Consider the following 25,164-nt stretch of genomic DNA (forward strand, 5'->3'; position numbering starts at 1 on the left):
GGTATATAAATATGAAAAATAAAATTAAATATGCTATTGTATTTTCGGTTCTTTTGTTAATTGGAATAGTAAGCATTAATCTATTTCAACCGAATAAAGAGCAACAAGTTAGAGGAAATATAGAGCTCTTAGTAAATGAGAATTCTTATGAGTACTTAGTTGAGTGCGCCAATAATTTTATGAAGGAGAATGATAGGACTTCAATAAGTGTAAAGAAGTTAGAAAATTACAATCAGATAGTTAATAATAATTCAGAAGGAAGTACGAAATCAAAGATTTCTAGTATAGCGCAGATAGATAGGTTTAGTTTTGATAAACTAAAATTGGATAACTATGAGTATTATAACAAGGATGATAAGCTCTTGAGCGAATATGCTAAGAATTTTTCTAAGTATAGGGTGGCTCAGGTTAAATATGGTGATAGTTCCATAGGAATACCTTTAACATCTAGGCCATTAGCTTTCTATGTCAGAGAAGATTTATTAAAAAGTTACGGATATGAAAGAGATAGTCTGAATACATGGGATGATATTATAAGGATTGGAAAAGATATTCATGAAAAAAGTAACGGAAAAATATTTATAATTAATGCAACTGATCAAGATTACGAAGATTTGATGGATCTATTAACCATGGAAACATTAAGTGATGGTGATAAAAGCACAGATGTAGTTAAATCAGAAGTTCAAGCTATGATGAAAAAACTAGAGGATAATAATATTTTAAATTTACAAAATGGAGGAGAATTCTTAGCAAGAATATCGTCTATTAATGCAATGAAAGAAATAGCAGCATTAGATGTTCCTTGTACGTGGAGCGTTAATAACGTGCCTAGCCTTAAACCAGGGGCTAATAAGTTTTTTTCATCAGAAGGAGATAATTTATTAATATTAAACCAAAACAGCGAGAATGATAAGCTAATTGAAAAATTTATAACTTACGTAATAACGAACAACAAGGAAGCTGTTAAATATGTTAAGGAAGGAAAGTTTTTCTCAAGCTATTTATATACTTATAATACTAAAGATATTGAGGAGCCAGTAAAAAATTTTACTGGAAAAAGTCCTCTTGTAGTATTAAGTAATATAGAAGAAAAAACTCCAATCATAAGTAATTACGATGAATATATAAAGATAAAGCAAGAGATTCGAGCAAATACCAATTAATAATGAGAATTTATATAAATAGTTTTAGATTATCAGCATTATAAGAAAAACAGTAATGTGTTTCTTATAATGCTGAATTTATTTTAAATAGTATTTGAAATATCACTCTGAATTCACATTTAATTTATTACTAAAGATTTAAATAATTATAAAAGTCTAAGATATTAAACTTCTATAGGCATTTAAGGTATTCTTGGCAGTCTTATTCCAAGTAAAGTTGAGGCTTCTTAGATATCCCTTTTCACTAAGCTCAGCTTTTAAAGTTTCATTATTCAAAAGATCAACTAAGGCATTGTCTAATTCTTCTATATTATAAGGATTTATCAAAATAGCACTATCACCAGTTACTTCTGGAATAGAAGTTATAGAAGATGTTATAACTGGTGCCTTACAGCTCATTGCTTCAAGCGGAGGAAGGCCAAATCCTTCATAGAAGGAAGGGTATACAAATGCATCACACCCGCTATAAAGAACAGGAAGAATATCATCTTCTATATATCCACAAAAAACAACTTTGTCTTGTAAGTTATTTTCTTGAACAAATGAAAGTAACTTTTCACCTTCATCTTTTAAAGGGCCCCCAAGCAATAACTTATAAGGCTTATTCAAGTCTTTATAAACTTTACAAAATGATTTAATTAATCCTAAGGCATTTTTCCTTAAACTAAACCCACCTATATATAATATATAAGGATCATCAACTTTAAATGTGTTTTTTACGTATAGCTTACATTGATTCTTATCCAAAGGTTTAAAATTATTATTAGCGGCAAGTGGAGTTACAAATATTTTTTCTTCAGGATAAAAACTAAAGAATTTCAATATATCTCTTTTAGAGTATTCAGAAACTGTTAGAATGCCGCGTGAATTAGAAATTATATTTGGCATATTATTTAAAAATCGTTCTAGGTATCCTTTGCCAACAGTTTCAGGCATTATATATGGGATTAGATCATGGATTGTAACTATAGTTGGTATTTTTGTATCAAAATCGAGTCCTATTCCGTTTTGAGGAATATGATATAGGTCAGCATGGACCTTGTTAAGTGCATTAGGTATATAATATCTTTCATAAAAACCGCCATGTCTACCTGAAGAATAAATTATATTAACATTTTCCTTATTGAATTCTTTGTTAAATTTTCCAGAGCAAAATAGAGTGAATTCATCATTCGAATCTAAAGAAAGAATCTCTGATATGAGATTACTAGTATAAGTACCAATTCCAGTTCCTTGATGTAACGTGGAACTACGAGCATCAATGGCAATTTTCATATGAACACCTCAACAAATTACATATATAATACAGAATATTATTAGTTTTTAATTTTTGTGAATATAAATCACAATAAATTATTTGAGCACATATAATAAAAATAAATAATAGCTGGTAGGAAAAGTTTATGGAGAATAATAAGGAGATACTTAAAATTAAAGGCTATATTGAAGAAAATTATAATTTAGATGTAGAAGATATTGAAAAAGTTAAAAATAGTTATAAAGTTATTACAAAGGATGAGAGATATTGTTTGAAAGTAGTTAAATATGAATTCTCTCATTTTTATTTTATCTTATCTGCAATGAAGCATTTACAAAGAAATGGATTTGGGGATATTCCTGAATTTATTATGAATAGAGAAAAAAAAGAATATGGGAACATAAACGGAAAGTATGCGTACTTAACAAAATGGATTCCATCGAGAGTAAGTAATTATGATAATCCAATAGAATTATCAATGGTATCAAATGAGCTTGCAAAATTACATGAATGCAGCAAAGGATTTACATTGAAGAAAGAGATGAAACCAAGGATTGGATGGTTTTCATGGATAGATGTTTTTGAGACAAGGAGAAGAGAAATACTGGATTTTAAAAATAGAATAAGTCAAAAAGCATATAAATCAAATTTTGATTTATTGTATTTGGACAATATGGAAAAAGAATTAAATAGAGCAGAAAAGAGTATAGTAGGTCTTCAAAAAAATAATTATGTAAAGGTTATGGAAAAGGAAGTTCTTTCAAGGGGATTTTGCCACCATGACTATGCTCATCATAATATATTAATAGATAATAAGAAAAATATTAATATTATAGATTTTGATTACTGCATATTAGATTCACATCTCCACGACGTATCTTCTTTATTAATAAGATCAATGAAAGATGGAAAATGGGAAAGCGACAAATGTAATCTAATTTTAAATGCCTATAGTGAGAGAATAGAAATAAGAAAAGAAGAGCTACCTATAATTAGAGAATTTATAAGATTTCCTCAGGCTTTCTGGCAAATAGGGTTGCAGGTTTATTGGGAACAGCAACCATGGGGAGAAGAATTTTTCATCAATAAGTTAGAGAAGTACTTAAATGATTGTGAATTTAGAGAAAAGTTTATTGATAGTTATTTTAGTGGGGGAAATTAATATGGATGAATTATTGATTAATAAGTATTTAAATAAAAAAGGAATAGCTATTATGGGACAAGGTTTTAGTTATGATAAAAATATGCAAAGAAATGATATAGTTTCTCAAGTTGATTTAATTATAGAATTTCATAAATTGCTATTAGGCGGTAATCTAACAGGGCTAAGCAAAATTAAAAGCACAATAGGCAGAGAAGTGGAATCTTATAAAGTGCAGATAAGAAAACTACAAAAGAATTATTCATATGTATCTAGTAAAACATGTACAAATGAGATAGAGAATATCATATTATCAAACGGAAAAATAATGTTGGAAAAAGCTAATAAGGCTATAAATTATATTTATGAACATGACTACTTTGGAGTTATAAGACGTAGTATGAATAGAGAAGAAATCTGCCTTGGTAAAGTTGATAAAAGTAATTTAAGAAAAAATAATGAAAAAATAGAAGTGTGTACAATAAAAGGTATGACATATAACTTGGTAGAAGAAGACTTATATAATTATATTAAGAAACTACAAAGAAAGGAAATTAATATAGATGAGGAAGAACTAATAAAGTTATTTGTACATGGATCACACCTATCATTTAACAGCTTTGATTATTTAAGAGGGCTTTGCAGTTATCCAAAGGATTTTTTAAAGTTTTGGGAGAGGTATAGAGATAGTAGAAAGGATAATACAAGGGAAATTTATAATATACAAAATGAGGAATGTAAGGGTAGTAGGAAAGCAAGGAATGACGAACAATTATTAAATGGATTGAAGAAAAGTTTAAAGTATGAAAGTAAAAATTTTATCATATAGGTAACCAAAGGTAGTTATTGTTTATACCTAAAGCTTAGTTGTTAGGAGGAAGAATATGAATAGAACTAAGTATTCAGAAAAAAATTATTTATGCGATTATGATTTGAGCCTAAAGTTCTTCGAAGAACTAGGAATAAAAGTAAACGACATTGTTCCACTTAGAAAAGTATTTTTGGTATATACAGATGAAGGAAATAAAATATTGAAAAGAGTAAATTATGATGTAGATAGAGTCAATTTAATAAGTGATTCTTTAGACTATGTAAAAAAGAGTTATGAACATGTAATAACATATAAAAGGTTCAAAGATGATTTATGTTATAAAGAGTGGAATGGACAAATTTATATTGTTATGGATATATTGAATGGAAGAGAAGCATCATTTTCTAATCCAGTAGAAATTGATCTTTGTGCAGAAAATATAGCTTTAATGCATAAAGCTTCAAAAGGATTAAGAGAATATTTGAAGGATAAATACAAAAAAGATTTTCTAGATATATCTTTGAAAGATAAAATTAAAGAAGCATATGATGATTTAATTTGGATGAAGAGCTTAGTAGATACGTACAAATATAAAAATGAATTTGATAAATTATTTGTAAACAATGTAGATAAGTATTTAAATGAAATTAAAGAGGTTCAAAATGACCTTGAAAAAAGCTCATATGATAACCTAAGGCAGGATGGAGATACTATTCGTTTGTGTCATAATGATTTAGCTTATCATAATTTCTTAACCAAAAATAATGAAATAAATATAATAGATTTTGATTTTATGACTATAGATTTAAGAGTAATGGATATATGGAATTTTATTTTAAAGTGTATAAAGAATGCCGCATTCGATGTGGATAAGATGTCAACTTGTATTAATGGATATGAGAATGTGTCCATTTTAAAAAAAGAAGAAAAAGAACTCTTGTATATACTTATAAAGTTCCCTAAAGATTTTTATACAATATCAAGAGATTATTATCATAAGAGAAAGAATTGGGAATATGAAGTATATTTAAGCAGATTTGAAGGAAAGTTTAGCAATGAGGATTTTAGATATGAATTTTTAAAGGTTTTAGAAAATAAATTTTTCATAGGTTCTGAAGTAAAGAAGTAATTTAAATATAAGATTAATTTATTTGAATGTAAAGAATAATATAAATCTAACTTATAATTCACCTATTTATAATAATGATTAAGCCAATATTTTATTTTGAAAATGGAATATTGGTTTCTTATTAGTTAAGAAATATTGAGAATTTATAAAGGCAAGAAAATCTCTTATGATTTTCTTGCCTTTATACAGATATTTAATGTTTAATTGAAACTGTTGTAATATAAATTACTTATAAGGTAGCTAATTACAAAAACTATGAAGGAATTTTACTAGTTATATAAAAAATATAAATTTTATTTTATATAGTTAGTGTATTATTCTATGAATTTATTATAGCTTCATAGGCGGATATTGTATCTAGGGCTGTTTTATTCCAAGAAAAGTTTTTACTTCGTGTTAGGCTTTTTTTGACCATTGTTAACCTTAATAGGCTATTACTTAAAACTCTTTCTATGTCATAAGATAGTGAATCAATATCATTAGGATCTATAAAAAGCGCTGATTCATGACATACTTCAGGTAATGACGTAACATTAGAAGCTATTACAGGAGTACCACATGCCATAGCCTCTATAGGAGGAAGTCCAAATCCTTCATAAAAAGAAGGGTATACAAGGACCTCAGCAGCATTGTAGAATAATGGCATATCCTCAATGGGAATAAAATCAGTAAAAATAACGTTATTAGATATATTTAGATCATCAGCTCTATTTTTGTATTTAGTATAAGAAGGACCCTTACGACCAATTATAACTAGTTTGAAACTTTCTTTTAATTTATTTGGGAGTTTAGAATAAGCTTCTATTAGTCCTATAATATTCTTTCTTGGACTAAATCCTCCAACGTAAAGTACGAAGTCTTCCTTTATCCCATATTTCTCGGTAATAAAGTCTTTAGATCTACATTTACTCATAGGTCTGTAAATATCTTCAGCAGCTAATTGGGTAACATAAATCTTTTCAGCAGGAAAGTTAAATTCCTTAGCAATATCATCCTTAGAGTAATTAGATACAGTAATTATTCCATCACAATTATCTAAAATTTTAGGCAGTTCATTATTAAATATTTTTAAATATCTATCACTAACAGTTTCAGGCATTCTTAAAGGAATTATATCATGTAGAGTAATAACTTTTTTGCATTCAACATTTTCTGATAGACCAACCCCGTTTTGTGGGACATGGTAAAGCTCTATGTCTGCATTATTTAATATATTGGGAACATTTATATCATCCCAAAAACTATTAGAAGGTATTGATTCAATAAGTTCTGTTTTAAAATTATTCTTTAAATCGCTTATAAAGTCACATTGTGGTGTGAAAATTAAATAGTTATTGTTACTATCAACATTGTTGAGGCTAGATATTAACTGATAAGTATAGGTACCTATACCCGTGCCTCGATACCACTTTGCAGCTCTACCATCTATTCCTATTTTCATTATTAAACCCTTTCATAGCATTTGTCTTAATGTATTATATTAAAAGAATATAAAAAATGTTAATAAAAGAAATGATATCCTCATATAAATATACAGGAGGTGAGAAGTATGATGAGGGAATTTGAAATTGAAAGACAATTCAATATAAAGATAGAAAAAATAAAGGCAAATAAAGGCGTATACTATCTTAAAACAGATAAAGGCGAGAGATGTTTGAAAAAAATAAATTATGGACCCCAAAAGTTGTTGTTCGTGTATGGTGCTAAAGAGCACTTAAGAAAAAATGGTTTTAATAATTTAGATAAATACTATTTAAACATAAATGGAGAGCCTTATGCATTGGTTAATGAAGACTTATATACTTTGTCTGAATGGTTAGAAGGAAGGGAATGTGACTTCCATAACATAGATGAAGTAAAAATAGCAGCAAAGACTTTAGCTAATCTCCATGAAGCATCTAAGGGCTATGATCCACCTGAGAATTCTAAGCTCAAAAGTGATCTTGGCAGATGGCCTCATTTAATAGAAAAAAGAATTAAATCTTTAGATAAAATGAGAGATATGGTAAGGAAAAAAAGTATAAAAAGTGATTTTGACATGCTTTATTTAAAATCTATGGAGTTTTATAAAGAGATTGGAAAGAAATCCTTAGTGACTTTAAATGAGTCAGATTACTATGAGTTATGTGCAATTGCTGAGAATGAAAAAAGTTTTTGCCATCATGATTTTACTTATCATAATATAATTTTAAGCGATAGTATGGATGTACATGTTATAGATTTTGATTACTGTAAAAGAGAAGTTAGAACTTTTGATATAAGCAATTTTATGATAAAGGTGCTAAAGAGAGTTGAGTGGAATTTAGAATTTGCGACAGCTATTATAGAATCCTATGATTCAGTATCAAAATTAAAACCAGAGGAATATAAGGTATTATATGCATATCTTCAATTCCCACAAAGATATTGGAGGCTTGCAAATAGATATTATTATAATGAAGTTAATTGGGGGCAAAATACATTTGCAGGTAAGTTAGAATCAATAATACATGAGCAAGAGAAATACCTAGAATTTTTAGAAAAATTCAAGAATGAATATAAGATATAATAAACATAATAATATGAACTACCGAAATAATTAAAAAATTATTTCGATAGTTCATTTATTTTGTTCTTGCCTAGATAGAATAAAATCATTCTTATATTAATTTAGAAACCTTTAATAATCTTTACCATATTATAATGTGAAAGAATGTATTAGGAGAAAGTAATGGAAATAGGAGATATAGTTGTTAGAAAATCTTATAATAAAGATATTACTTTTAAAATAATTGATATTAAAGATAGTGGCGGAAAGTATAATATAATTCTAAAAGGAATTAATATAAGAATAATAGCAGATGCAAGTTTGGATGATCTTGAAATGGCAGAAGAGGACACTGGATCTCAAGATAAAATATTAAATACAAGAGTTAATGAGGCCATAAAGAAAGCTATGATACTACGAGGTGATCTTAGGGATAAAGTTGAAAAATCTCCTAAGATAAAGACGAAGAATGAATTGATGTTTGGAAGACCAGGAAAGATTCTCCATGTAGATGGGGATAGTGAGTACATGGAGACTTGTTTAAAGGTATATAAGCAATTATCTTTAGATGCAGTGGGGAGAGCTATAGCGGAAAAAGATCAACCAGAGGTAATAGTAGACTTAGTTAAAGAAATAAAACCGGACATAGTAGTTTTAACTGGACACGATAGTGTTTTACGAGAACCAAGGGATTATTTGAATTTAGATAATTATAGAAATTCAAGATATTATTTAGAATCAGTCAAAAACTTAAGAAATTATAATTCAAGTTATGATGAATTAGTAATATTTGCAGGGGCTTGTCAAAGTTGCTATGAAAGAATATTAGACGTAGGTGCTAATTTTGCCTCGAGTCCAAATCGAGTATTAATACACTGCCTGGACCCTGTTTTTGTATGTGAGAAGATTGCTTATACAAGAATTGATAAGGTAGTCTCAATAACTGATGTTATTGAAAATACGATAACAGGAATAAAGGGAGTTGGAGGATTGCAGACCAGGGGAAAGTATAGAGAAGGATATCCTAAATCTCCTTATATTTAATAAATAATTTAGATAGGAATTGCATAAAATAAATTATTAAAAACTTCAATGCATCTAAACAATTAGTAAGAGTATTGAAGTTTTTAACTATAATTAATAAATATAATATTTCTATTTGACAAAAATAATAATAGAATATATAATGGTTTAAACAAATTTAATTTTATAAAATATAATTTATGAAAACATAAGTTTATTCACTTAAGTTCATATTAAAGATGATAAGGAGAGAAGCAAAATGATATATGATTATTTAGTAAAAGATATAAATGGAAATTCAGTTTCTATGGAGACATACAAGGGAAAGGTATTACTAATTGTTAATACAGCTACAGGATGTGGGTTTACTCCACAATACGAAGGGCTTCAAAAGCTTTATGATAAATATAAAGACAGTGGATTTGAAATATTAGATTTTCCATCAAATCAATTCTTTGAGCAAGCGCCGGGGACTAATGAAGAGATATCAAATTTTTGTAAATTAACATACGGAACAACTTTTAAAACATTTGCAAAGATTGATGTAAATGGAGAGAATAGTGATCCATTATATGTTTTTTTAAAGAAAGAGGCTCCTATTGCAAGCGAAGATGATGCATCAAAGGGATTGTATAATCTTTTATCAGAAAAAGGCTTTAATACAAGTGGAGATGATATTAAGTGGAATTTTACAAAATTCCTTGTATCAAAAGAGGGAAAAGTAATAGCTAGATTTGCACCAACATATGAACCAGAGAAAATTGCTGATCAAATTGAAAAATTAATTAATGAAAAATAGAGAATAAATATAAATACTCCTTTAATGTACGTGTGATTAAAGGAGTATTTTATAGTAAAAAATATTTTTATATGATTAAAAAATGTCATTTAGTATTGTTGAGAATAAATTCTGAACGGGGAGGGAATTCCAGCTTTATATAAAATGTCTACTAAGATTTTCTTAAAAAATATAGTAAGGAATAAACTATTGACCAATATTACTGTAAGTAGTATTGGTCAATATATAACATTGGAAATACTCGAAATTATGTTAATAGGATAAGAGTATAGAATAATTGAAGGGGGAATAGTTTATAGATATAACATTGAGCTAAGAAAGATTTTTAATATAATATCTGATTTTAAATTATATACTTATCTAAGTATGAACATGGAATCAATTTAGAAATAAAATTAAGGTTATTTATAGATTATGAAATGTTATAGAATTAAATTTAATGATAAGGGGAATAATAATTAAGAAAAAGCAGATAATATAATAAAATAGCTTGAAAACATATATAATTGGAAAAATGTTTACATTGACAATATGGTGCTATAAATGATAAAATATTTATTTTACTTGACTAATTTATGATTTTGTTATATAATTAGTATGAAAGAGGGTGTTTACATGGAAAAAGTTAAAACTATTGCTTCCATTAAAAACGATATAGAGAGACACGTCGGTCAGAAAGTGACTCTAAAAGCTAATGGTGGAAGGAAAAAGATTTTAGTTAATGATGGTATAATTGAAAGTGTATACCCAAGTATTTTTGTTATAAGATTAAAAAATGACACCCAAAGGACCGTGACTTATAGTTATTCAGATGTATTAACAAAGACTGTACAATTGGTATTTCCAACTAGAATATAAGCTTCGATTAATTCGGAGTTTTTTCTTTTTGTCTTATTTTAAAAGTGAGTTTCTACTATTCATATTTATTTAAAATAATTAATGAATTAGAAATTGTAAGAAGTGTTTTTATACGTAGAAATCCATAAATAGAATATAATTTTATGATTAAAATGATAATAGGATTTAGATTAACTAAATAATTTTATAAAAAAAGAAAGATGGTGGGTTTCCATCTTTCAACTATGGTATAAAAGGGTATTGAGAATTTATGAGAGGTTATATGGTCAATAACCAATTACTATATTACGACAAAAAATAGTATATGTCAATAAAAAACGCAAAAAAATTTAAAAAAATATTGTTAAGTAAATTAAGTAAAAGGTTTACTTAATTTGTTAGAATAAAATAAAAATATATTTATCATAAATTTCTACTCATATGTATATAAATGAATAGTAGGAATTTTATGGAGGTATAAAATATGGCAGATATAGATATTGTAAAAGAAAATGTACAGTTTGAACAATTGCTTAGGGAAAATAATACGAATTCGGTATTAAAAGATGAATACTTAATCCCTGATACCCATCCTGATGTACAAGAGATATTAACTGTTGAAGCTAGACCAATGGTAACTAATAAAGAAATAATTGGAGATAAAGTAGTTATAGAAGGAAAGGTTGAGTACACAGTAATATATTTAGCTAAAGAAGAGGGACTCGCAGTAAATTCGGTGAATTATAATCAGAACTTTACAAATAATATTGACTTAAATCAAGGGGAAAATAGAGTAATTTGCGAGGCAGAGTGTAATATTGAACATATTGAAGCAAACATAATGAATGAGAGGAAAATATCTATTCAGGGTATAGTTACTGTAGATTGGGAACTTTACAAGAGCAATGAATTTGAATTTGTAAAAGATATTGAGGGCAATGATCAAGTAGAAGTATTGAAAAAAACAGAGACAATTAATAAAATCAATGCAACAGAGGATGTTGAATTAGTAGGCAAATCTATGATTAGAGTTGGTATGGATAAACCACAAATCAGCAAAATATTAAAGTGTTCCTTACTACTTCATAAAAAGGAAATAAAAATAACAGAAGATAAAGTTTATCTTGGCTGTTACTGCAAATTAAATATACTATACAAAGGAGAAGATTCTAAGGAAATAATTCCATTAGAAGATGATATTTATTTATCAAAAGAGGAAGAAATTAATGGTATAACATCAGATATGATTCCAACTGTTTCCTATGAAATATCAAATAATGATTTAATGTTGGAAGAAGATGATTTAGGCGAAATAAGAATTATAAACGATGAGCTTGTAGTTAGAGCAAATGTTAAGATATTTTCAAAAGAAAACATAGATACTATTAAAGATGCATATTCTACCAATTGTTTGCTTAGTCTCAAAAAAGATGAACATGAAGTTGGAATTCTTCATGGAATGAATAATTCTGAAGCAATTGTTAAGTATAATATTCAATTGAAAGATAATGATTTGAGACCTGAACATATAATATCTGCTAATGGGGCTATAATATTAACAGATAAACAAGTTGTAAAAGACAGAGTTATTGTAGAGGGAATTATAAAAGCAAGTATATTGTATAAGACAACTGATGAGGAGAAATACCTATCAAGTGTTAAAGCAGAGATACCATTCTCAGCTGCAATTGATATAGCAGGCGCAGATGAAAATATGAAATCTATAATTAAAAGTAATTTAGAAAATATTGAGGCGGCTATAGAAGGAAATAATATAGCGATTAAAGCTACTGTGATACTATCTGGCAGAGTATTGTATGAAATGAATAAAGAATTTGTTTCAGATGTGGTTGAAGAAGAGGGCGATATTCCAGAAAAGAAAGCTAGTATTACTATATATGTAATTAGTAAAGGGGATACTTTCTGGAACTTAGCAAAAAAATATAATACAACAGTTGACGATTTAATTAAAATAAATAAGATTGAAGATCCAGAACATATTGAAGAAGGACAAAAATTGATAATACCAGGAAGGGCAATATTCTAAAATTAATTAAATTCATAAAAAAAGAGATACTTTAAGAATTTCATTAGATGAATTCTGGAGTATCTCTTTTTTTATGAAGCAATATTATTAAGCTCTAAAAATAGAAAAAGTTTTTGGATATGAAGAAAAAATATTTACATAATAAAATGAAAAATACACAAACTAAGTTTTGTTTTATAGTTGCTAATTACTTCGAACTTAAGGAAGTAAAAACTAGAGAAATTATTCTTATAGGAAACGTGGTTTGGCATTTGCAGCAGCCAAATTTCTTGAATAATTATTTAATCTGGTGGATAGAATATGTAATGCATGATATGAGGTGAGAAAATTTGAAAAAAGTTTTAAGTGGTAATTTAATAATCATTGGAGGAGCCGAAGATAAAGAAGGCAAAAAAGAAATTTTAAAAAGAGTATGTGATTCAATTGACAAAAGTAAAGATACTTTATTAATTGCAACTATTGCAACTGATTATCCTAAAGAGGCCGCAAATAAATATAAAGAGGTATTTGGAGAACTTGAAGTAAAAAATATAAAGGTATTAGATATAAGTGAGAGAACAGAAGCATCTGATGATATGAATGTAGAGCTAATCAGAGATTCTTCATTAATATTTTTTACCGGTGGAGATCAATTAAAAATAACAAGTTTAATTGGCGGAACTCCGGTTTATGATGCATTAGAAGAAGCTTGGAAGAATGGTGCATTTATAGTAGGTACTTCAGCAGGAGCATCCGTAATGAGTGACACAATGATAGTTCAAGGGGAAGATGATGATGATCCTAGAAAATGCACATTAAAAATGTCTCCAGGCCTTGGGTTGATTAAGGATGTTATAATTGACCAACATTTTGCTCAAAGAGGAAGAATAGGGAGATTATTAACAGGAATTGCACAAAACCCTGAGGTTTTAGGAATAGGAATAGATGAGAATACAGGAATAGTAGTAAACCAATCTGGAATGATAGAGGTAATAGGTGAAGGAGCAGTTTACTTTATTGATGGTAGTGCAATTACATATACTAATGTTTCAGAATTATATGCAGATGATATTTTGAGTATGCATAATGTTAAGTTGCATGTATTAACTGATGGAAATAAATTTGATCTTATAAAAAAGTCACCTTTTGAGGAGGAAAAGTTTAATCATGAAGATAATACAAAAGAGAATATATGAAGGCCAAAATATTTATTCTCATAAAAAGTGTATAAGAATAGATATGGATTTGGAAGGATATTCTGAAATACCAAGTAAGGACATACCGAATTTTAATTTTAATCTTGTAAACATAATTCCTGAATTAAAAAATCATAGATGCGGAATTGATGAAGAAGGTGGTTTTGTTAAAAGACTAAAAGAAGGAACTTACCTAGCGCATATTTGTGAACACACTATGATAGCGATGCAAAATAATTTAGGAATAGATGTTGCTTATGGAAAGGCAAGAGAAATTAAAGGCGATATGTATTATATTATCGTACAATATGAATATAAAAATACAATACTTGAGGTGGCTAATTTAGCCATAGATTTAATGAATTCTTTGATAGCGCAAAATCCAATAAATTTCGATGGAAGAATGAAAATTATACAAAATATATTGCAAAATGAGCAAATGGGTGCGACTACAAAAGCAATATGTGATGCTGCAAGGGAATATAAACTTCCTGTTATGCAACTAGGGGACAGTACCATATATCAAATAGGATATGGAAAAGCGGGTAGAATTATAGAAGCTTCTATAGGAAACAAGACTAGTTGTGTAGGAGTTGATATATCTTGTGATAAACTCTTAACAAAACAGTTGCTTCAAACTCAAAATATTCCTGTAGCAGACGGAAGTAAAGTGCTTAATTTAATTGGATTATTACAAGAAGCAGAACGAATTGGATATCCAGTGGTTTTAAAGCCACAATGCGGAAACAAGGGTCAAGGAGTAAGACTGAATATAAAAGATCAAAAACAATTGGTTGATGCATATATTAACTTAAGAAAAAATCAAAAGGATATAATTTTGGAAAAATACTTTGAAGGAAGCGACTACAGAGTTTGTGTTGTAAATTACAAGGTGGTAGCTGTATCATTGAGAATTGCTCCATATGTTATTGGAAATGGAAAAGATAGTTTAAGGATGTTAATAGAGGTTCTTAATAAGGATCCATTAAGAGGAGAGGATCATGAAAAAGCATTAACCAAAATAAAAATTGATGCTGAGTTAATATCATGCCTTTCTAAAAGAGGATTGGAACTGAACTATATCCCTGAAGAGGGTGAAAAAATATTATTAAGAGAGAATGCAAATCTTTCTACTGGTGGAATAGCAATAGATTGCACTGATGAAATCTGTGAGGAAAATATAGAAAGTTGCATAAATGCAGCTAAAACTTTAGGGTTAGATATTTGTGGAGTTGATATTTGTGCAAAAGATATTAGTGTTCCGCTTAAGGATAATAATGGAGTAGTTTTAGAGATAAATGCCGCACCAGGTATAAGAATGCACCATTTCCCTTCAAAAGGTAAAAGGCGTAATGTGGGAAAAGCAATACTTGAAACGCTTTATGATGAAGAACCTAAAAATATACCTGTAATATCTATTACAGGCACTAATGGAAAGACAACTACTACAAGGTTAATAAGTCATGTGCTAAGAAAGATGGGAAGCAATGTAGGCATGACATCGACTGATGGTGTATATTTGAATGAAAAGTGTATACATAAGGGAGATGATTCTGGATTTAATAGCGCAAGATCAATACTGATGAATAAAGATGTAGATGTAGCTGTTTTAGAAACTGCTAGAGGAGGATTGGTTAAAAGAGGGCTAGCATATGAGTTGGCAGATGTAGCAATAATCACAAATATAACCAATGATCATCTGGGCTTGGATGGAATTAATTCTATTGAAGAGTTGAGCTTTACAAAAGCTTTAGTAGGAGAAGCAGTAAAAGATGATGGTTTTGTTGTTGTAAATGCTGATGATAAATATAGCAAAACTGTAATAAATAGATTCACAGCAGAAAAAATTTATTTTGCAAAAGATAAAAAAAATCCGTTGATACAAGAAAATATAGCTAATGGCAAAATAGCTGTATTTGTTGAAGATGATAAAATTTGCGTAATTAATAATAAGAAGAAGTATGAAATTGTAGCTACTAGAAAGTTACCAATATCATATAATGGAACATTAGAATATAATATAGAAAATGCAATGGCAGCTTGTGCAGGGCTTGTAGGCTTAGAAGTTGATTATTGTATGATTTCAAAAGGTTTTATGGACTTTGGGTTAAAGAATGAAGATAATAGCGGAAGATTTAACATGTACAATTACCTTAACAGAAGAGTTATATTAGATTATGCTCATAATATTGAAGGTTATAGAGCGATTATATCTTCATTGAGAAAGATTAAGGGAGATAATGATTTAATTGGGGTAATTGGAATACCAGGAGATAGAAAAGACGATATAGGATACGCAATAGGAGAAATATGTGCTAATAATTTTGATAAAATAGTAATAAAAGAAGATAAGGATAAAAGGGGTAGAAAATCTGGAGAGATTGCAGATATATTAGAAAAGTCAATATTGAAAACTAATAAAAATGCAAATTTGAAGATTTGTCTAGATGAAGTTCAAGCGTTAAAATATGCAATAGATATGAGTAATAAGGGCGATATGATTGTAGTATTCTATGAAAAATTAGATTCTCTTTTAGAGTTTATAAATGAGGAACCAAACAAACAACTAGATACGTTCGATGAAGAATATAAACAGTACAGTAATACATTATAACTCTTGATAAAAGATTTAAAGTTATCTAAAATTGATCTCATAGTAGAATGTTTAATAGACATTATTAATCCTTTTTTAATTTATTAATTAGACAAGATTTTTTACCTATGATAAAATATTGTCAAAATGTTAAGAAAGGAATAAGATAATGAAGATTAAGGCTTATGCCAAAATAAATATTGCCTTAGATATTGTTGGGAAAAGAGAAGACGGATATCATATATTAAGAATGATAATGCAAACTATAGATTTATATGACATAATAGAAATAGAGAAAACTGAATCTGAGATAAGGTTAAATTGTAATAAACATTATGTTCCTACAGATGAAAGAAATTTAGCTTATAAAGCAGCGAAAATATTTAAGGAAACTTATTCTATTAGTCAGGGAGTAGATATAAAGTTAACTAAGAATATACCTGTTTCAGCTGGATTGGCAGGCGGAAGTACCGATGCAGCAGGAGTTTTAAAGCTTATGAATAAGATGTTTAATGTAAATGCAAGTGATGAAGAATTGAAATCTATAGGGCTAAAACTAGGAGCTGATGTACCATATTGCATAAAAGGTGGAACAGCACTGTGCGAAGGTATAGGAGAAAAAATTACCCAATTAAAATCATTTAAAGATAAAATAATAGTTTTAGTAAAGCCACCTTTTGGTGTATCAACAAAAGAAGTTTATAAATGCTTTGATTTATCAAAAGTTGTATTTCATCCTAAAATAGATAGTTTAATAGAAAATATGAATAATGATGATGTTTATTTTGTAGCAAATAATATGAAAAATTTATTAGAAAATGTTACTTTAAGGAAGCATAGAGTTATTGCTAACATTAAGGAAGAAATGAAATCTATTGGCTCTATAGGTACAATGATGAGTGGTAGTGGACCAACTGTTTTTGCTCTTTTTGATGATATGCTAAAAGCACAGTTATGTTATGATGAAATGAAAAAAAAATATAAAGATGTATTTATAACAAGAACAATTTAATTCAAATTGAATGTATAAAAAACCTCCAAGTGGTAATAATTTTAGCTACAAGGGGGTTTGTTTATGATAAAATATTTGAAATTAAAAAAAATAGTATTGGTAGTTTTAATAACATTAAGCATAAATATATTTTCTGGATGTACAAGCATTGTTAGAGGTAATAGTACAAGTTTGGTAAATAGTTTAATTGCAACAGAAAGTAATAAAAATGATAATAATATGAGGGTTCTCAATTACGACGAGATTAAAGATTCATTAATAAGATTTCATGTAATTGCTAATAGTGATAATGATGATGATCAACAATTGAAGTTAAAAGTTAAGAATAGAGTTATAGATTATCTATATCCTTATTTAAATTCTTCACAATCATTAGATGAATCAAGAAAAATTATAAAAGATAAGATGGAAGATGTTAAAACACTTGCACAACAAGTGATTAAGGATAATAATTATGATTATGATGTAAAAGTTGAATTGTCTAGGGAAAATTTTCCTGATAAGTCTTATGGTAATATCACTTTACCTCAAGGAAATTATGAGGCCTTTAGAATAATTATAGGAAGTGGACAAGGTAGAAACTGGTGGTGTGTAATGTTTCCTCCATTATGTTTTGTAGACGAATCAAAGGCACAAGTGGAATATGATAAAACAGAGAATAAAATAAAGTCAAATGGAAAAAGTTTTGAATTAGAATCTAAAGACGATTCAACTGAAAATGTAGGGGATAAGCAGGCAGATGGAAATAATATAAAGATAAAGTTTAAAATAGTGGAAATATTTCGAGATATATTTAAATAATATTAATAGGATATTTGGAAGTTTTATTCACGAAATTTATATAGTTGTCAAATGAATTTAATAAAGCTAAAGCTTATTTCTGAAAGTCAAAAATAATATTCAAATATAATATATTATAAGTGGAGGAGAATATGAAGAAAAAAGCTATTATAACGGTAGATAGTTATGTATTGGATAATGAAGAGGATCTTGTAGGGGTAGTAACTCCAGGAGATTTCCATGAAATAGAAGATGGATTTAAGGTAGAGTATGAGGAAACAAAGCTTTCAGGGATGGAAGGGACAAAGACTACTATAATAATAAGAAATGATTCTTTTGATTTAATAAGAGAAGGCACTACAGAAACTAAAATGGAATTTAGAAATAATCATAGAACAATATCTCTATATAAAACGCCGTACGGTGTTATGGATCTTCAAATAGATACTAAAAAACTTAATATTGATATTAGTAAAGAGGGCGGAACAATAACCGCAATGTACATACTAGAAATAGGTGGACAGCCTGCATTGAAGACAAACTTAACTATCGGTGTGAAATTAAATTAAGTAGGTTCTATATTTATTTAAATACTCCCTTTGTATAAAGATATTTAGGAATAAGTTGATTAAATTAGAAAAAAATGGGATATAATTTCAAAGGGAGGAATATATATGCAAAATGGATTGAAATATATAGAGATATTGAATAACATATGCAAATATTACGGAATTGATGAAGAAAATTTTATAGAATTGCTAAAAAATAGAGATAATAAATATATATTATTATTATTATTAAAATATAATCACTGTTTAGATACTGAGAGAGTTAAGGAAGTTTTTAATCTAAAAACTTCTAAGAGTATAAGTAACAATTTGAAACTAGCAGAAGAAAAGTTATTAATAAATAGACTTTTTAGAGAGAAGTACTTTGAATTAGAAGATAATATAGGAAAGAATAGCATGACCAATTTATTATAAAAAAAAGACTAGATATTGGAGTAGATATGTGATATTATAATACCTATGTTATTAAGCAACACAAATGCCCCATATTATATTATGGGGTGATTTTCATTATAGCATGACTTTTTGAAAAAGTCAATATTAATTTAGAAGAACATTTTAACATAGGGAGGATAAAAATGAGTACTAAATACGTTTTTGTTACAGGCGGAGTTGTATCAGCACTAGGAAAAGGAATAACAGCAGCGTCTCTTGGGAGATTATTGAAGAATAGAGGGGTAAAAATTTCTATTCAAAAATTTGATCCATATCTTAATGTGGATCCAGGAACAATGAGCCCTTATCAGCATGGAGAGGTTTTTGTTACGGATGATGGAGCTGAGACAGATTTAGATTTAGGCCATTATGAAAGATTTATAGATGAAAGTTTAACCCAAAATTCAAATGTTACAACTGGTAAGATATATAGTTCTGTTATAGAAAAAGAAAGAAGGGGAGAATACCTTGGAGGTACAGTTCAGGTAATTCCTCATATAACTAATGCTATAAAAGATAAAGTATACCAAGTAGCAAAAGATAGAGATGTTGATGTGGTAATAACTGAAATTGGTGGGACTGTTGGAGATATAGAATCACAACCATTTTTAGAATCTATTAGACAAATAAAAAGTGAAGTTGGAGCTGAAAATGTTTGTTACATACATGTTACTTTGGTACCATACTTGGGAAAAGCAGGAGAATTAAAGACAAAGCCTACTCAACATTCAGTAAAAGAATTAAGAATGATAGGTATCCAACCAGATATAATAGTATGCAGAACTGAGAAAGAATTATCAGATGATGTTAAGGCTAAAATTGGATTGTTCTGTAATATAGACGGAAGATCAGTAATTCAAAATCTTGATGCGGAAAATTTATATGAAGTTCCATTAATGCTACATTCAGAAGGTTTAGATAATCTTGTATGTGAAAAATTACATTTAGGATGTAAAGATATTGATAATTCCGAATGGATTCAAATGGTACAAAAGATTAAGAACCTTAAAAACAACGTGAAGATAGCATTAGTGGGTAAATACGTTGAGTTACACGATGCATACATATCAGTAGTTGAAGCATTAAGTCATGGTGGATATGCTAATAATACTAATGTTGAAATTAAGTGGATTAATGCCGAAAATATTGAAAACAGTAATGCTCAAGAATTACTTAAAGATGTTGATGGAATATTAGTGCCAGGTGGATTTGGTGACAGAGGAATAGAAGGTAAAATAGCAGCTATAAAATGGGCGAGAGAAAATAAGAAACCTTTCCTAGGAATTTGCTTGGGAATGCAATGTGCCGTAATTGAATATGCAAGAAGTGTATTAGGGTATGAAGATGCAAATAGTTCGGAAATAAACCCAGGTACAAATTATCCAGTAATAGATCTTATGCCAGATCAAAAGGATATAGAAAATCTTGGTGGTACAATGAGATTAGGATTATATCCTTGTAGATTAGCTGAGAATACTAACTCTTATGAAGTATATAAAAATGAAATTATCAAGGAAAGACATAGACATAGATATGAATTTAATAATGAATTCAGAAAACAAATAACTGAAGCTGGAATGAAAATTGCAGGAACAAGTCCTGATGAAAGATTAGTTGAGATTGTTGAAGTTGAAGATCATCCATGGTATGTTGCAGTACAATTCCACCCAGAGTTAAAATCAAGACCTAACAAGCCACATAAGTTGTTTGTAGGATTTATTAAAGCAGCATTAGAAGAAAATAAATCAAAGTAATTTGTTTTATTATTGAGTTTAATATATAATAAGTATTATAATTTATTATATATTAAACTTATTTTAATAACTTTAGTAGTTTAAATTATTGATCGTGAATTATATAAAATAAAATTTAATATATTGCATTAAATTTTAAATAAATATCCAAACTAATAGAAAATGTATTTTTACAAGTATTATTCTAAAATATTCTCAAATATATCATTTCTAACTATCTTACTGTTAAATTTTCCGATATAAAATATAACTAAAATTATAAAAGAATTGATTTTATAGATTCATATCTATAAATTGGAGGTGCGAACTTGACAAAAAAAGAATATGAAAGCATGACTTTAACAAAGTTAAAAGATATTGCTAAAGATTTAGGTGTGAAAAATATATCTAAATATAAAAAGAATGAGCTAATAGAAGAAATATTGAAAGTTCCTAGTAACTTTATAGAAAAGAATGGTGTTATATTAAGAGAAAATATAGCACCTAAGAATGTAGAAGAGACTAGAAGTGTTATGCCTAGAAGTAATAATACTGAGTCGAATAAAGAAAGCAATGATTCAGAAGTAAAATCTAGAACAAATGAAATTGGGAATGTGGAAAAGAAAGAAAATTTAAAAGAAATGATAAATGAATCCAACGTTGCAAATGGAATTTTAGAAATACTTGAAAATAATAGTTTTGGTTTCCTAAGATGTAAAAACTATTTAACTAGTAGCGAAGATGTTTATGTATCTCCATCTCAGATTAGAAGATTTAATTTAAGAACAGGAGATGAAGTTGAAGGTAAAGTAAGAGAAGCAAAGGAAACTGAGAAGTTTAAAGCTTTATTATTTGTTCAAAAAGTTAATGGAGAGCATCCGGAAAAAGCTATAGGAAGAAAATCCTTTGAAACATTAACACCAATATATCCAAAAGAAAGATTAAAATTAGAAACCTCTGATAGTAATGATTTATCGTCTAGACTGATGGATATAATATGCCCAATAGGAAAGGGGCAAAGAGGAATTATAGTCGCTCCACCAAAGGCTGGGAAAACTACGCTATTAAAAAAGATTGCTCAAAATATATCTAAAAATTATCCTGATGTAAAGCTTATTGTTTTGCTTATAGATGAAAGACCAGAAGAAGTTACAGATATGAAGAGGTCTATTAATGGAGATGTAGTTTATTCAACTTTTGATGAGGAACCGCAAAACCATGCAAAGGTAGCTCAAATGGTCTTAGAAAGAGCTAAGAGAATGGTTGAGCAAGGTAAAGATGTTGTTATTCTTATGGATAGTATAACTAGATTATCAAGAGCATACAATTTGACAATAACTCCTACAGGTAGAACATTATCAGGTGGTCTTGATCCAGGTGCGCTTATAATGCCTAAAAAGTTTTTTGGAGCAGCAAGAAAAATTGAAGAGGGCGGAAGTTTAACAATACTAGCTACTGCACTAATTGAAACAGGATCGAGAATGGATGATATGATATTTGAAGAATTTAAAGGAACAGGTAATATGGAGGTTCATTTAGATAGACGTCTACAAGAGAGAAGAATTTTCCCAGCTATAGATATATATAAGTCTGGAACAAGAAAAGAAGATTTAATTTTATCTAAAGAAGAATTAGAAGTAGCATTCTCCATAAGGAAAAAGATGTATAGAGATGGAAACTCAGATGATATTACAGAGAATTTAATTAATATGTTATCTAAAACTGGCAACAATAAAGAATTTATAGATGTATTCCAGAAAAAAGTTCAATAGATAACAAAAAAAGATGACCATTTTATTCTAGTGGCCATCTTTTATTTTTTTGAAATTAAATCATCTGCTATATCGACTATTTTAGTTAAAGAATAAGTTGATGATAACTCTTTGAGCTTTAGTTTAATTTTGGATAGCTCATTGGGGTTATTTATTAAATAATTTATTTTATCATTTAGCTTGCTTAAATCTTTTACATATATTGAATAACCTTCGCTAGTCAGAAAATCTATATTTTCATTTTCTTGACCTGGTATGGCAAATGGAATTATTAATGGAATGTTCTTTACTATAGATTCTGTAACAGTTAATCCACCAGGTTTTGATATTAGGATATCAGAATAATCCATTAAATAAGAGATATCTTTTGTGAAGCCTAATATATGAAGCTTTTTGTTTTCAAATTTATTTTCATTGCAATAACTAATTAATCTATTCTTTAAGTTATCATTTTTGCCACAAACTACTGTGATTCTTAACTTGTGTGGATTTTTTAACAATTCTTTAAGAACTGTAAAAATAGTAGTTAACCCAAGACTTCCTCCCATAAGCAATAAATTAAAATATTCATCATCTTTTAAATCGTTTGCTGATGTAACTTCAGTATAAAATTTACTACTTATAGGTATGCCTATTGGATAAATTTTATTAGGATTAATACCTCTATCTACTAGAGATTTTTTTGTATAGTTACTTCCGGTTATATAAGCATCAACGTAAGAATCCACATATAAATAATGAGCCTTAAAATCTGTAACCACTAAAATAAAAGGTATATCCAATCCATTCTTTTTTAGATCTGAAATTACGCTAATATTAATTGAATGGGTAGCTATGATGACATCTGGTTGTATTTTGTTTATAAGTTTCGAAACCTTCTTTCTTGCCATAAAGAAGATGAGTTTTAATAGTTTATTAGTTAAATTTGTGTCAGTTAGTTTGTAAAAGAAACCATAAGTTTTGGGAAACTTCGATGCCGAAAACTCATATCCAATTACAATTATATCGTTAAGAAGCTTGCTATTCTTGGCTAAAAAATCAAGCTTTGTAATCTCATAACCAGAATTATTAAATGATTCCTCTACCGAAGCAGCAGCTTGATTATGTCCCTGTCCTGTAGATGTTGTTAAGATTAAAACTTTTTTCATGAAAGTCACTCATTTCAACATTATTATATTACATAGTTTACCATGTATAGTATATAATTTAAATATTAAATTATATACGCTAATATATTAAAATTTAGTTATTTAAATTTTAAGTATGTATAAGTTTGCAAACAATTGCAGTAAAATATATATTTCTAATATATTAGAAATATGAATAAAAAAGGAAAGACATCGTCTTTCCTCATAAAGTTATTACTTGTTGTCAAGGTTGAATCTCTTGTTGAATTTATCAACTCTTCCACCAACGTCAACAATTTTTTGTTTACCAGTGAAGAATGGGTGGCATTTAGAGCATATTTCAACTTTTAGTTCTTCTTTAACAGAACCAGTAGTGAAAGTGTTTCCACATGCACACTTAACCACTGTATTGTGGTGGTATTCTGGATGTATGCCTTCTCTCATTATTTTTCACCTCTTTCAATTATATAAACTATGTTAATTATTCAATAACAACCACCATATTATATCATAGTAGAATTTTAGCGTCAATAATAAATCCGTGTATGTAAATAATATAAAAATGTCTTTTTATGATCACTATTAAATGATATAATCGATTATGATACCTTAAATAAGGAGAGTATTTTACAGATGAGTAAATTATATTTTAGATATGGGGCCATGAATTCTGGAAAATCAACTCATTTAATGCAAGTTGCTTATAATTATGAAGAACGTGGTATGAAGGTGGTAATTATTAAACCTAGAATTGATAACAAAGGTGGAGACACACTTGTATCTAGGTTAGGAGTAAATAGGCGGGTAGATTTATTAGTTTCAGATCAGGATGATATCTTTCAAATAATCAGTAATTATATAAAAGAAAATAATAAAATAGACTGTATACTAGTAGACGAAGTTCAATTTTTAAGAGAATCACAAATAGATCAGTTGTTTGAAATTGCTGTAAAGATTAATATACCTATAATATGTTATGGTCTAAGAACTGATTTTAAAAGAAATGGATTTGAAGGTAGTACAAGATTGTTATTGTTGGCTCATAGTATTGAAGAAATGAAAACAATCTGTGCATGCGGTAGGAAAGCCATATTTAATGGAAGAAAAATAAATAATAAATTTGTATTTGAGGGAGAACAAATCGCAATTGATGATGAAGATAATGTTGAATATGAGTCATTGTGTGGAGAGTGCTACTATAAATACAAAGAAAATTAATTAGGAGAGTAA

The 25,164-nt window shown here is 28.2% G+C and carries 23 protein-coding genes; 19 read left to right on the forward strand and 4 right to left on the reverse strand.

Going from position 1 to position 25,164, the window contains the following annotated elements:
• The first annotated feature begins 11 nt into the window (after positions 1-11).
• Positions 12-1,166: an ABC transporter substrate-binding protein gene (locus AXY43_RS17015; RefSeq protein ID WP_017210069.1), complete on the forward strand. Its 1,155-nt coding sequence runs from the start codon at positions 12-14 to the stop codon at positions 1,164-1,166.
• A gap of 156 nt (positions 1,167-1,322) precedes the next feature.
• Here the strand turns inward: AXY43_RS17015 and AXY43_RS17020 are convergent, their stop codons facing one another.
• Entirely contained in the window at positions 1,323-2,441 is a 1,119-nt protein-coding gene (locus AXY43_RS17020) for a glycosyltransferase family 4 protein (RefSeq protein ID WP_023974834.1), read from the reverse strand.
• Between the two features lie 128 nt (positions 2,442-2,569).
• On the opposite strand from AXY43_RS17020, the gene AXY43_RS17025 reads away from it, so the two are divergent.
• Genes AXY43_RS17025 through AXY43_RS17035 form a run of 3 tightly spaced genes read left to right on the forward strand, consistent with a single transcriptional unit; the run spans position 2,570 to position 5,505 of the window.
• The gene (locus AXY43_RS17025) at positions 2,570-3,586 is read left to right on the forward strand and encodes a CotS family spore coat protein (protein ID WP_017210071.1); all 1,017 of its coding nucleotides are present in this window, start codon (positions 2,570-2,572) and stop codon (positions 3,584-3,586) included.
• A 1-nt stretch (position 3,587) separates the two neighbouring features.
• Positions 3,588-4,394, forward strand: a complete 807-nt coding sequence (locus AXY43_RS17030) for a spore coat protein (RefSeq protein ID WP_077869022.1) — start codon at positions 3,588-3,590, stop codon at positions 4,392-4,394.
• Positions 4,395-4,449: 55 nt separating this feature from the next.
• Complete coding sequence (locus AXY43_RS17035) at positions 4,450-5,505, forward strand: CotS family spore coat protein (protein ID WP_023974836.1); 1,056 nt, start codon at positions 4,450-4,452, stop codon at positions 5,503-5,505.
• 319 nt (positions 5,506-5,824) lie between these two features.
• Here AXY43_RS17035 and AXY43_RS17040 read toward each other — a convergent pair whose 3' ends face one another.
• Complete coding sequence (locus AXY43_RS17040; RefSeq protein WP_011967735.1) at positions 5,825-6,946, reverse strand: glycosyltransferase family 4 protein; 1,122 nt, start codon at positions 6,944-6,946, stop codon at positions 5,825-5,827.
• Between the two features lie 108 nt (positions 6,947-7,054).
• Here AXY43_RS17040 and AXY43_RS17045 point away from each other — a divergent pair, with 108 nt between their 5' ends.
• The 14 genes from AXY43_RS17045 to rho all read left to right on the forward strand — a co-directional run bounded on the left by AXY43_RS17045 (position 7,055) and on the right by rho (position 22,807).
• Positions 7,055-8,053, forward strand: coding sequence for a CotS family spore coat protein (locus AXY43_RS17045; protein WP_011967736.1), 999 nt, complete (start codon positions 7,055-7,057; stop codon positions 8,051-8,053).
• A 162-nt stretch (positions 8,054-8,215) separates the two neighbouring features.
• Complete coding sequence (yabG, locus tag AXY43_RS17050; protein ID WP_011967737.1) at positions 8,216-9,076, forward strand: sporulation peptidase YabG; 861 nt, start codon at positions 8,216-8,218, stop codon at positions 9,074-9,076.
• 238 nt (positions 9,077-9,314) lie between these two features.
• On the forward strand, positions 9,315-9,854 hold the full coding sequence (locus tag AXY43_RS17055) for a glutathione peroxidase (protein ID WP_011967738.1): 540 nt from the start codon (positions 9,315-9,317) through the stop codon (positions 9,852-9,854).
• Positions 9,855-10,469: 615 nt separating this feature from the next.
• Entirely contained in the window at positions 10,470-10,712 is a 243-nt protein-coding gene (locus AXY43_RS17060; RefSeq protein WP_011967739.1) for a Veg family protein, read from the forward strand.
• A 463-nt stretch (positions 10,713-11,175) separates the two neighbouring features.
• Positions 11,176-12,738, forward strand: a complete 1,563-nt coding sequence (locus AXY43_RS17065) for a DUF3794 and LysM peptidoglycan-binding domain-containing protein (protein ID WP_023974837.1) — start codon at positions 11,176-11,178, stop codon at positions 12,736-12,738.
• 146 nt (positions 12,739-12,884) lie between these two features.
• Complete coding sequence (locus AXY43_RS17070) at positions 12,885-13,061, forward strand: hypothetical protein (protein ID WP_155715372.1); 177 nt, start codon at positions 12,885-12,887, stop codon at positions 13,059-13,061.
• 6 nt (positions 13,062-13,067) lie between these two features.
• Positions 13,068-13,913, forward strand: a complete 846-nt coding sequence (locus AXY43_RS17075; protein ID WP_011967741.1) for a cyanophycinase — start codon at positions 13,068-13,070, stop codon at positions 13,911-13,913.
• Positions 13,885-16,527: a cyanophycin synthetase gene (gene cphA / locus AXY43_RS17080; protein WP_105411867.1), complete on the forward strand. Its 2,643-nt coding sequence runs from the start codon at positions 13,885-13,887 to the stop codon at positions 16,525-16,527. The genes AXY43_RS17075 and cphA overlap by 29 nt, the downstream gene beginning before the upstream one ends.
• A 148-nt stretch (positions 16,528-16,675) precedes the next feature.
• Complete coding sequence (gene ispE / locus AXY43_RS17085) at positions 16,676-17,518, forward strand: 4-(cytidine 5'-diphospho)-2-C-methyl-D-erythritol kinase (RefSeq protein ID WP_023974839.1); 843 nt, start codon at positions 16,676-16,678, stop codon at positions 17,516-17,518.
• A gap of 63 nt (positions 17,519-17,581) precedes the next feature.
• Positions 17,582-18,319, forward strand: coding sequence for a stage II sporulation protein R (gene spoIIR / locus AXY43_RS17090; protein ID WP_105411868.1), 738 nt, complete (start codon positions 17,582-17,584; stop codon positions 18,317-18,319).
• Positions 18,320-18,450: 131 nt separating this feature from the next.
• Positions 18,451-18,867 carry a DUF1934 domain-containing protein gene (locus AXY43_RS17095; protein ID WP_011967745.1) on the forward strand — a complete coding sequence of 139 codons (417 nt, stop codon included), beginning with the start codon at positions 18,451-18,453 and terminating at the stop codon, positions 18,865-18,867.
• A 105-nt stretch (positions 18,868-18,972) separates the two neighbouring features.
• On the forward strand, positions 18,973-19,281 hold the full coding sequence (locus tag AXY43_RS17100; protein ID WP_023974841.1) for a hypothetical protein: 309 nt from the start codon (positions 18,973-18,975) through the stop codon (positions 19,279-19,281).
• Positions 19,282-19,445: 164 nt separating this feature from the next.
• On the forward strand, positions 19,446-21,056 hold the full coding sequence (locus tag AXY43_RS17105) for a CTP synthase (protein WP_039773938.1): 1,611 nt from the start codon (positions 19,446-19,448) through the stop codon (positions 21,054-21,056).
• Between the two features lie 308 nt (positions 21,057-21,364).
• Positions 21,365-22,807: a transcription termination factor Rho gene (gene rho / locus AXY43_RS17110; RefSeq protein WP_039772945.1), complete on the forward strand. Its 1,443-nt coding sequence runs from the start codon at positions 21,365-21,367 to the stop codon at positions 22,805-22,807.
• Between the two features lie 41 nt (positions 22,808-22,848).
• On the opposite strand, the gene AXY43_RS17115 is transcribed toward rho, so the two are convergent.
• Both AXY43_RS17115 and rpmE read right to left on the reverse strand, forming a co-directional pair.
• The gene (locus AXY43_RS17115) at positions 22,849-23,955 is read right to left on the reverse strand and encodes an MGDG synthase family glycosyltransferase (RefSeq protein ID WP_039772942.1); all 1,107 of its coding nucleotides are present in this window, start codon (positions 23,953-23,955) and stop codon (positions 22,849-22,851) included.
• 213 nt (positions 23,956-24,168) lie between these two features.
• Positions 24,169-24,378 carry a 50S ribosomal protein L31 gene (gene rpmE, locus AXY43_RS17120; RefSeq protein ID WP_023974844.1) on the reverse strand — a complete coding sequence of 70 codons (210 nt, stop codon included), beginning with the start codon at positions 24,376-24,378 and terminating at the stop codon, positions 24,169-24,171.
• Between the two features lie 189 nt (positions 24,379-24,567).
• On the opposite strand from rpmE, the gene AXY43_RS17125 reads away from it, so the two are divergent.
• A complete protein-coding gene (locus tag AXY43_RS17125; protein ID WP_017209894.1) occupies positions 24,568-25,152 on the forward strand; it encodes a thymidine kinase in 585 nt (194 codons plus the stop codon).
• The last annotated feature ends 12 nt before the right edge of the window (positions 25,153-25,164 follow it).

Source organism: Clostridium sp. MF28 (assembly GCF_002969175.1).
GTDB classification, from domain to species: Bacteria; Bacillota; Clostridia; order Clostridiales; family Clostridiaceae; genus Clostridium; species Clostridium beijerinckii.

Coding starts and splice junctions, on each gene's coding strand:
- AXY43_RS17065 (WP_023974837.1), top strand. CDS start 11,176: ATGGCAGATATAGATATTGTAAAAGAAAATGTACAGTTTGAACAATTG.
- AXY43_RS17060 (WP_011967739.1), top strand. CDS start 10,470: ATGGAAAAAGTTAAAACTATTGCTTCCATTAAAAACGATATAGAGAGA.
- AXY43_RS17025 (WP_017210071.1), top strand. CDS start 2,570: ATGGAGAATAATAAGGAGATACTTAAAATTAAAGGCTATATTGAAGAA.
- AXY43_RS17040 (WP_011967735.1), bottom strand. CDS start 6,946: ATGAAAATAGGAATAGATGGTAGAGCTGCAAAGTGGTATCGAGGCACG.
- AXY43_RS17105 (WP_039773938.1), top strand. CDS start 19,446: ATGAGTACTAAATACGTTTTTGTTACAGGCGGAGTTGTATCAGCACTA.
- AXY43_RS17035 (WP_023974836.1), top strand. CDS start 4,450: ATGAATAGAACTAAGTATTCAGAAAAAAATTATTTATGCGATTATGAT.
- AXY43_RS17100 (WP_023974841.1), top strand. CDS start 18,973: ATGCAAAATGGATTGAAATATATAGAGATATTGAATAACATATGCAAA.
- AXY43_RS17030 (WP_077869022.1), top strand. CDS start 3,588: ATGGATGAATTATTGATTAATAAGTATTTAAATAAAAAAGGAATAGCT.
- AXY43_RS17015 (WP_017210069.1), top strand. CDS start 12: ATGAAAAATAAAATTAAATATGCTATTGTATTTTCGGTTCTTTTGTTA.
- AXY43_RS17020 (WP_023974834.1), bottom strand. CDS start 2,441: ATGAAAATTGCCATTGATGCTCGTAGTTCCACGTTACATCAAGGAACT.
- AXY43_RS17070 (WP_155715372.1), top strand. CDS start 12,885: ATGAAAAATACACAAACTAAGTTTTGTTTTATAGTTGCTAATTACTTC.
- AXY43_RS17045 (WP_011967736.1), top strand. CDS start 7,055: ATGATGAGGGAATTTGAAATTGAAAGACAATTCAATATAAAGATAGAA.
- ispE (WP_023974839.1), top strand. CDS start 16,676: ATGAAGATTAAGGCTTATGCCAAAATAAATATTGCCTTAGATATTGTT.
- AXY43_RS17125 (WP_017209894.1), top strand. CDS start 24,568: ATGAGTAAATTATATTTTAGATATGGGGCCATGAATTCTGGAAAATCA.
- AXY43_RS17095 (WP_011967745.1), top strand. CDS start 18,451: ATGAAGAAAAAAGCTATTATAACGGTAGATAGTTATGTATTGGATAAT.
- spoIIR (WP_105411868.1), top strand. CDS start 17,582: ATGATAAAATATTTGAAATTAAAAAAAATAGTATTGGTAGTTTTAATA.
- rpmE (WP_023974844.1), bottom strand. CDS start 24,378: ATGAGAGAAGGCATACATCCAGAATACCACCACAATACAGTGGTTAAG.
- cphA (WP_105411867.1), top strand. CDS start 13,885: ATGAAGATAATACAAAAGAGAATATATGAAGGCCAAAATATTTATTCT.
- yabG (WP_011967737.1), top strand. CDS start 8,216: ATGGAAATAGGAGATATAGTTGTTAGAAAATCTTATAATAAAGATATT.
- AXY43_RS17055 (WP_011967738.1), top strand. CDS start 9,315: ATGATATATGATTATTTAGTAAAAGATATAAATGGAAATTCAGTTTCT.
- AXY43_RS17115 (WP_039772942.1), bottom strand. CDS start 23,955: ATGAAAAAAGTTTTAATCTTAACAACATCTACAGGACAGGGACATAAT.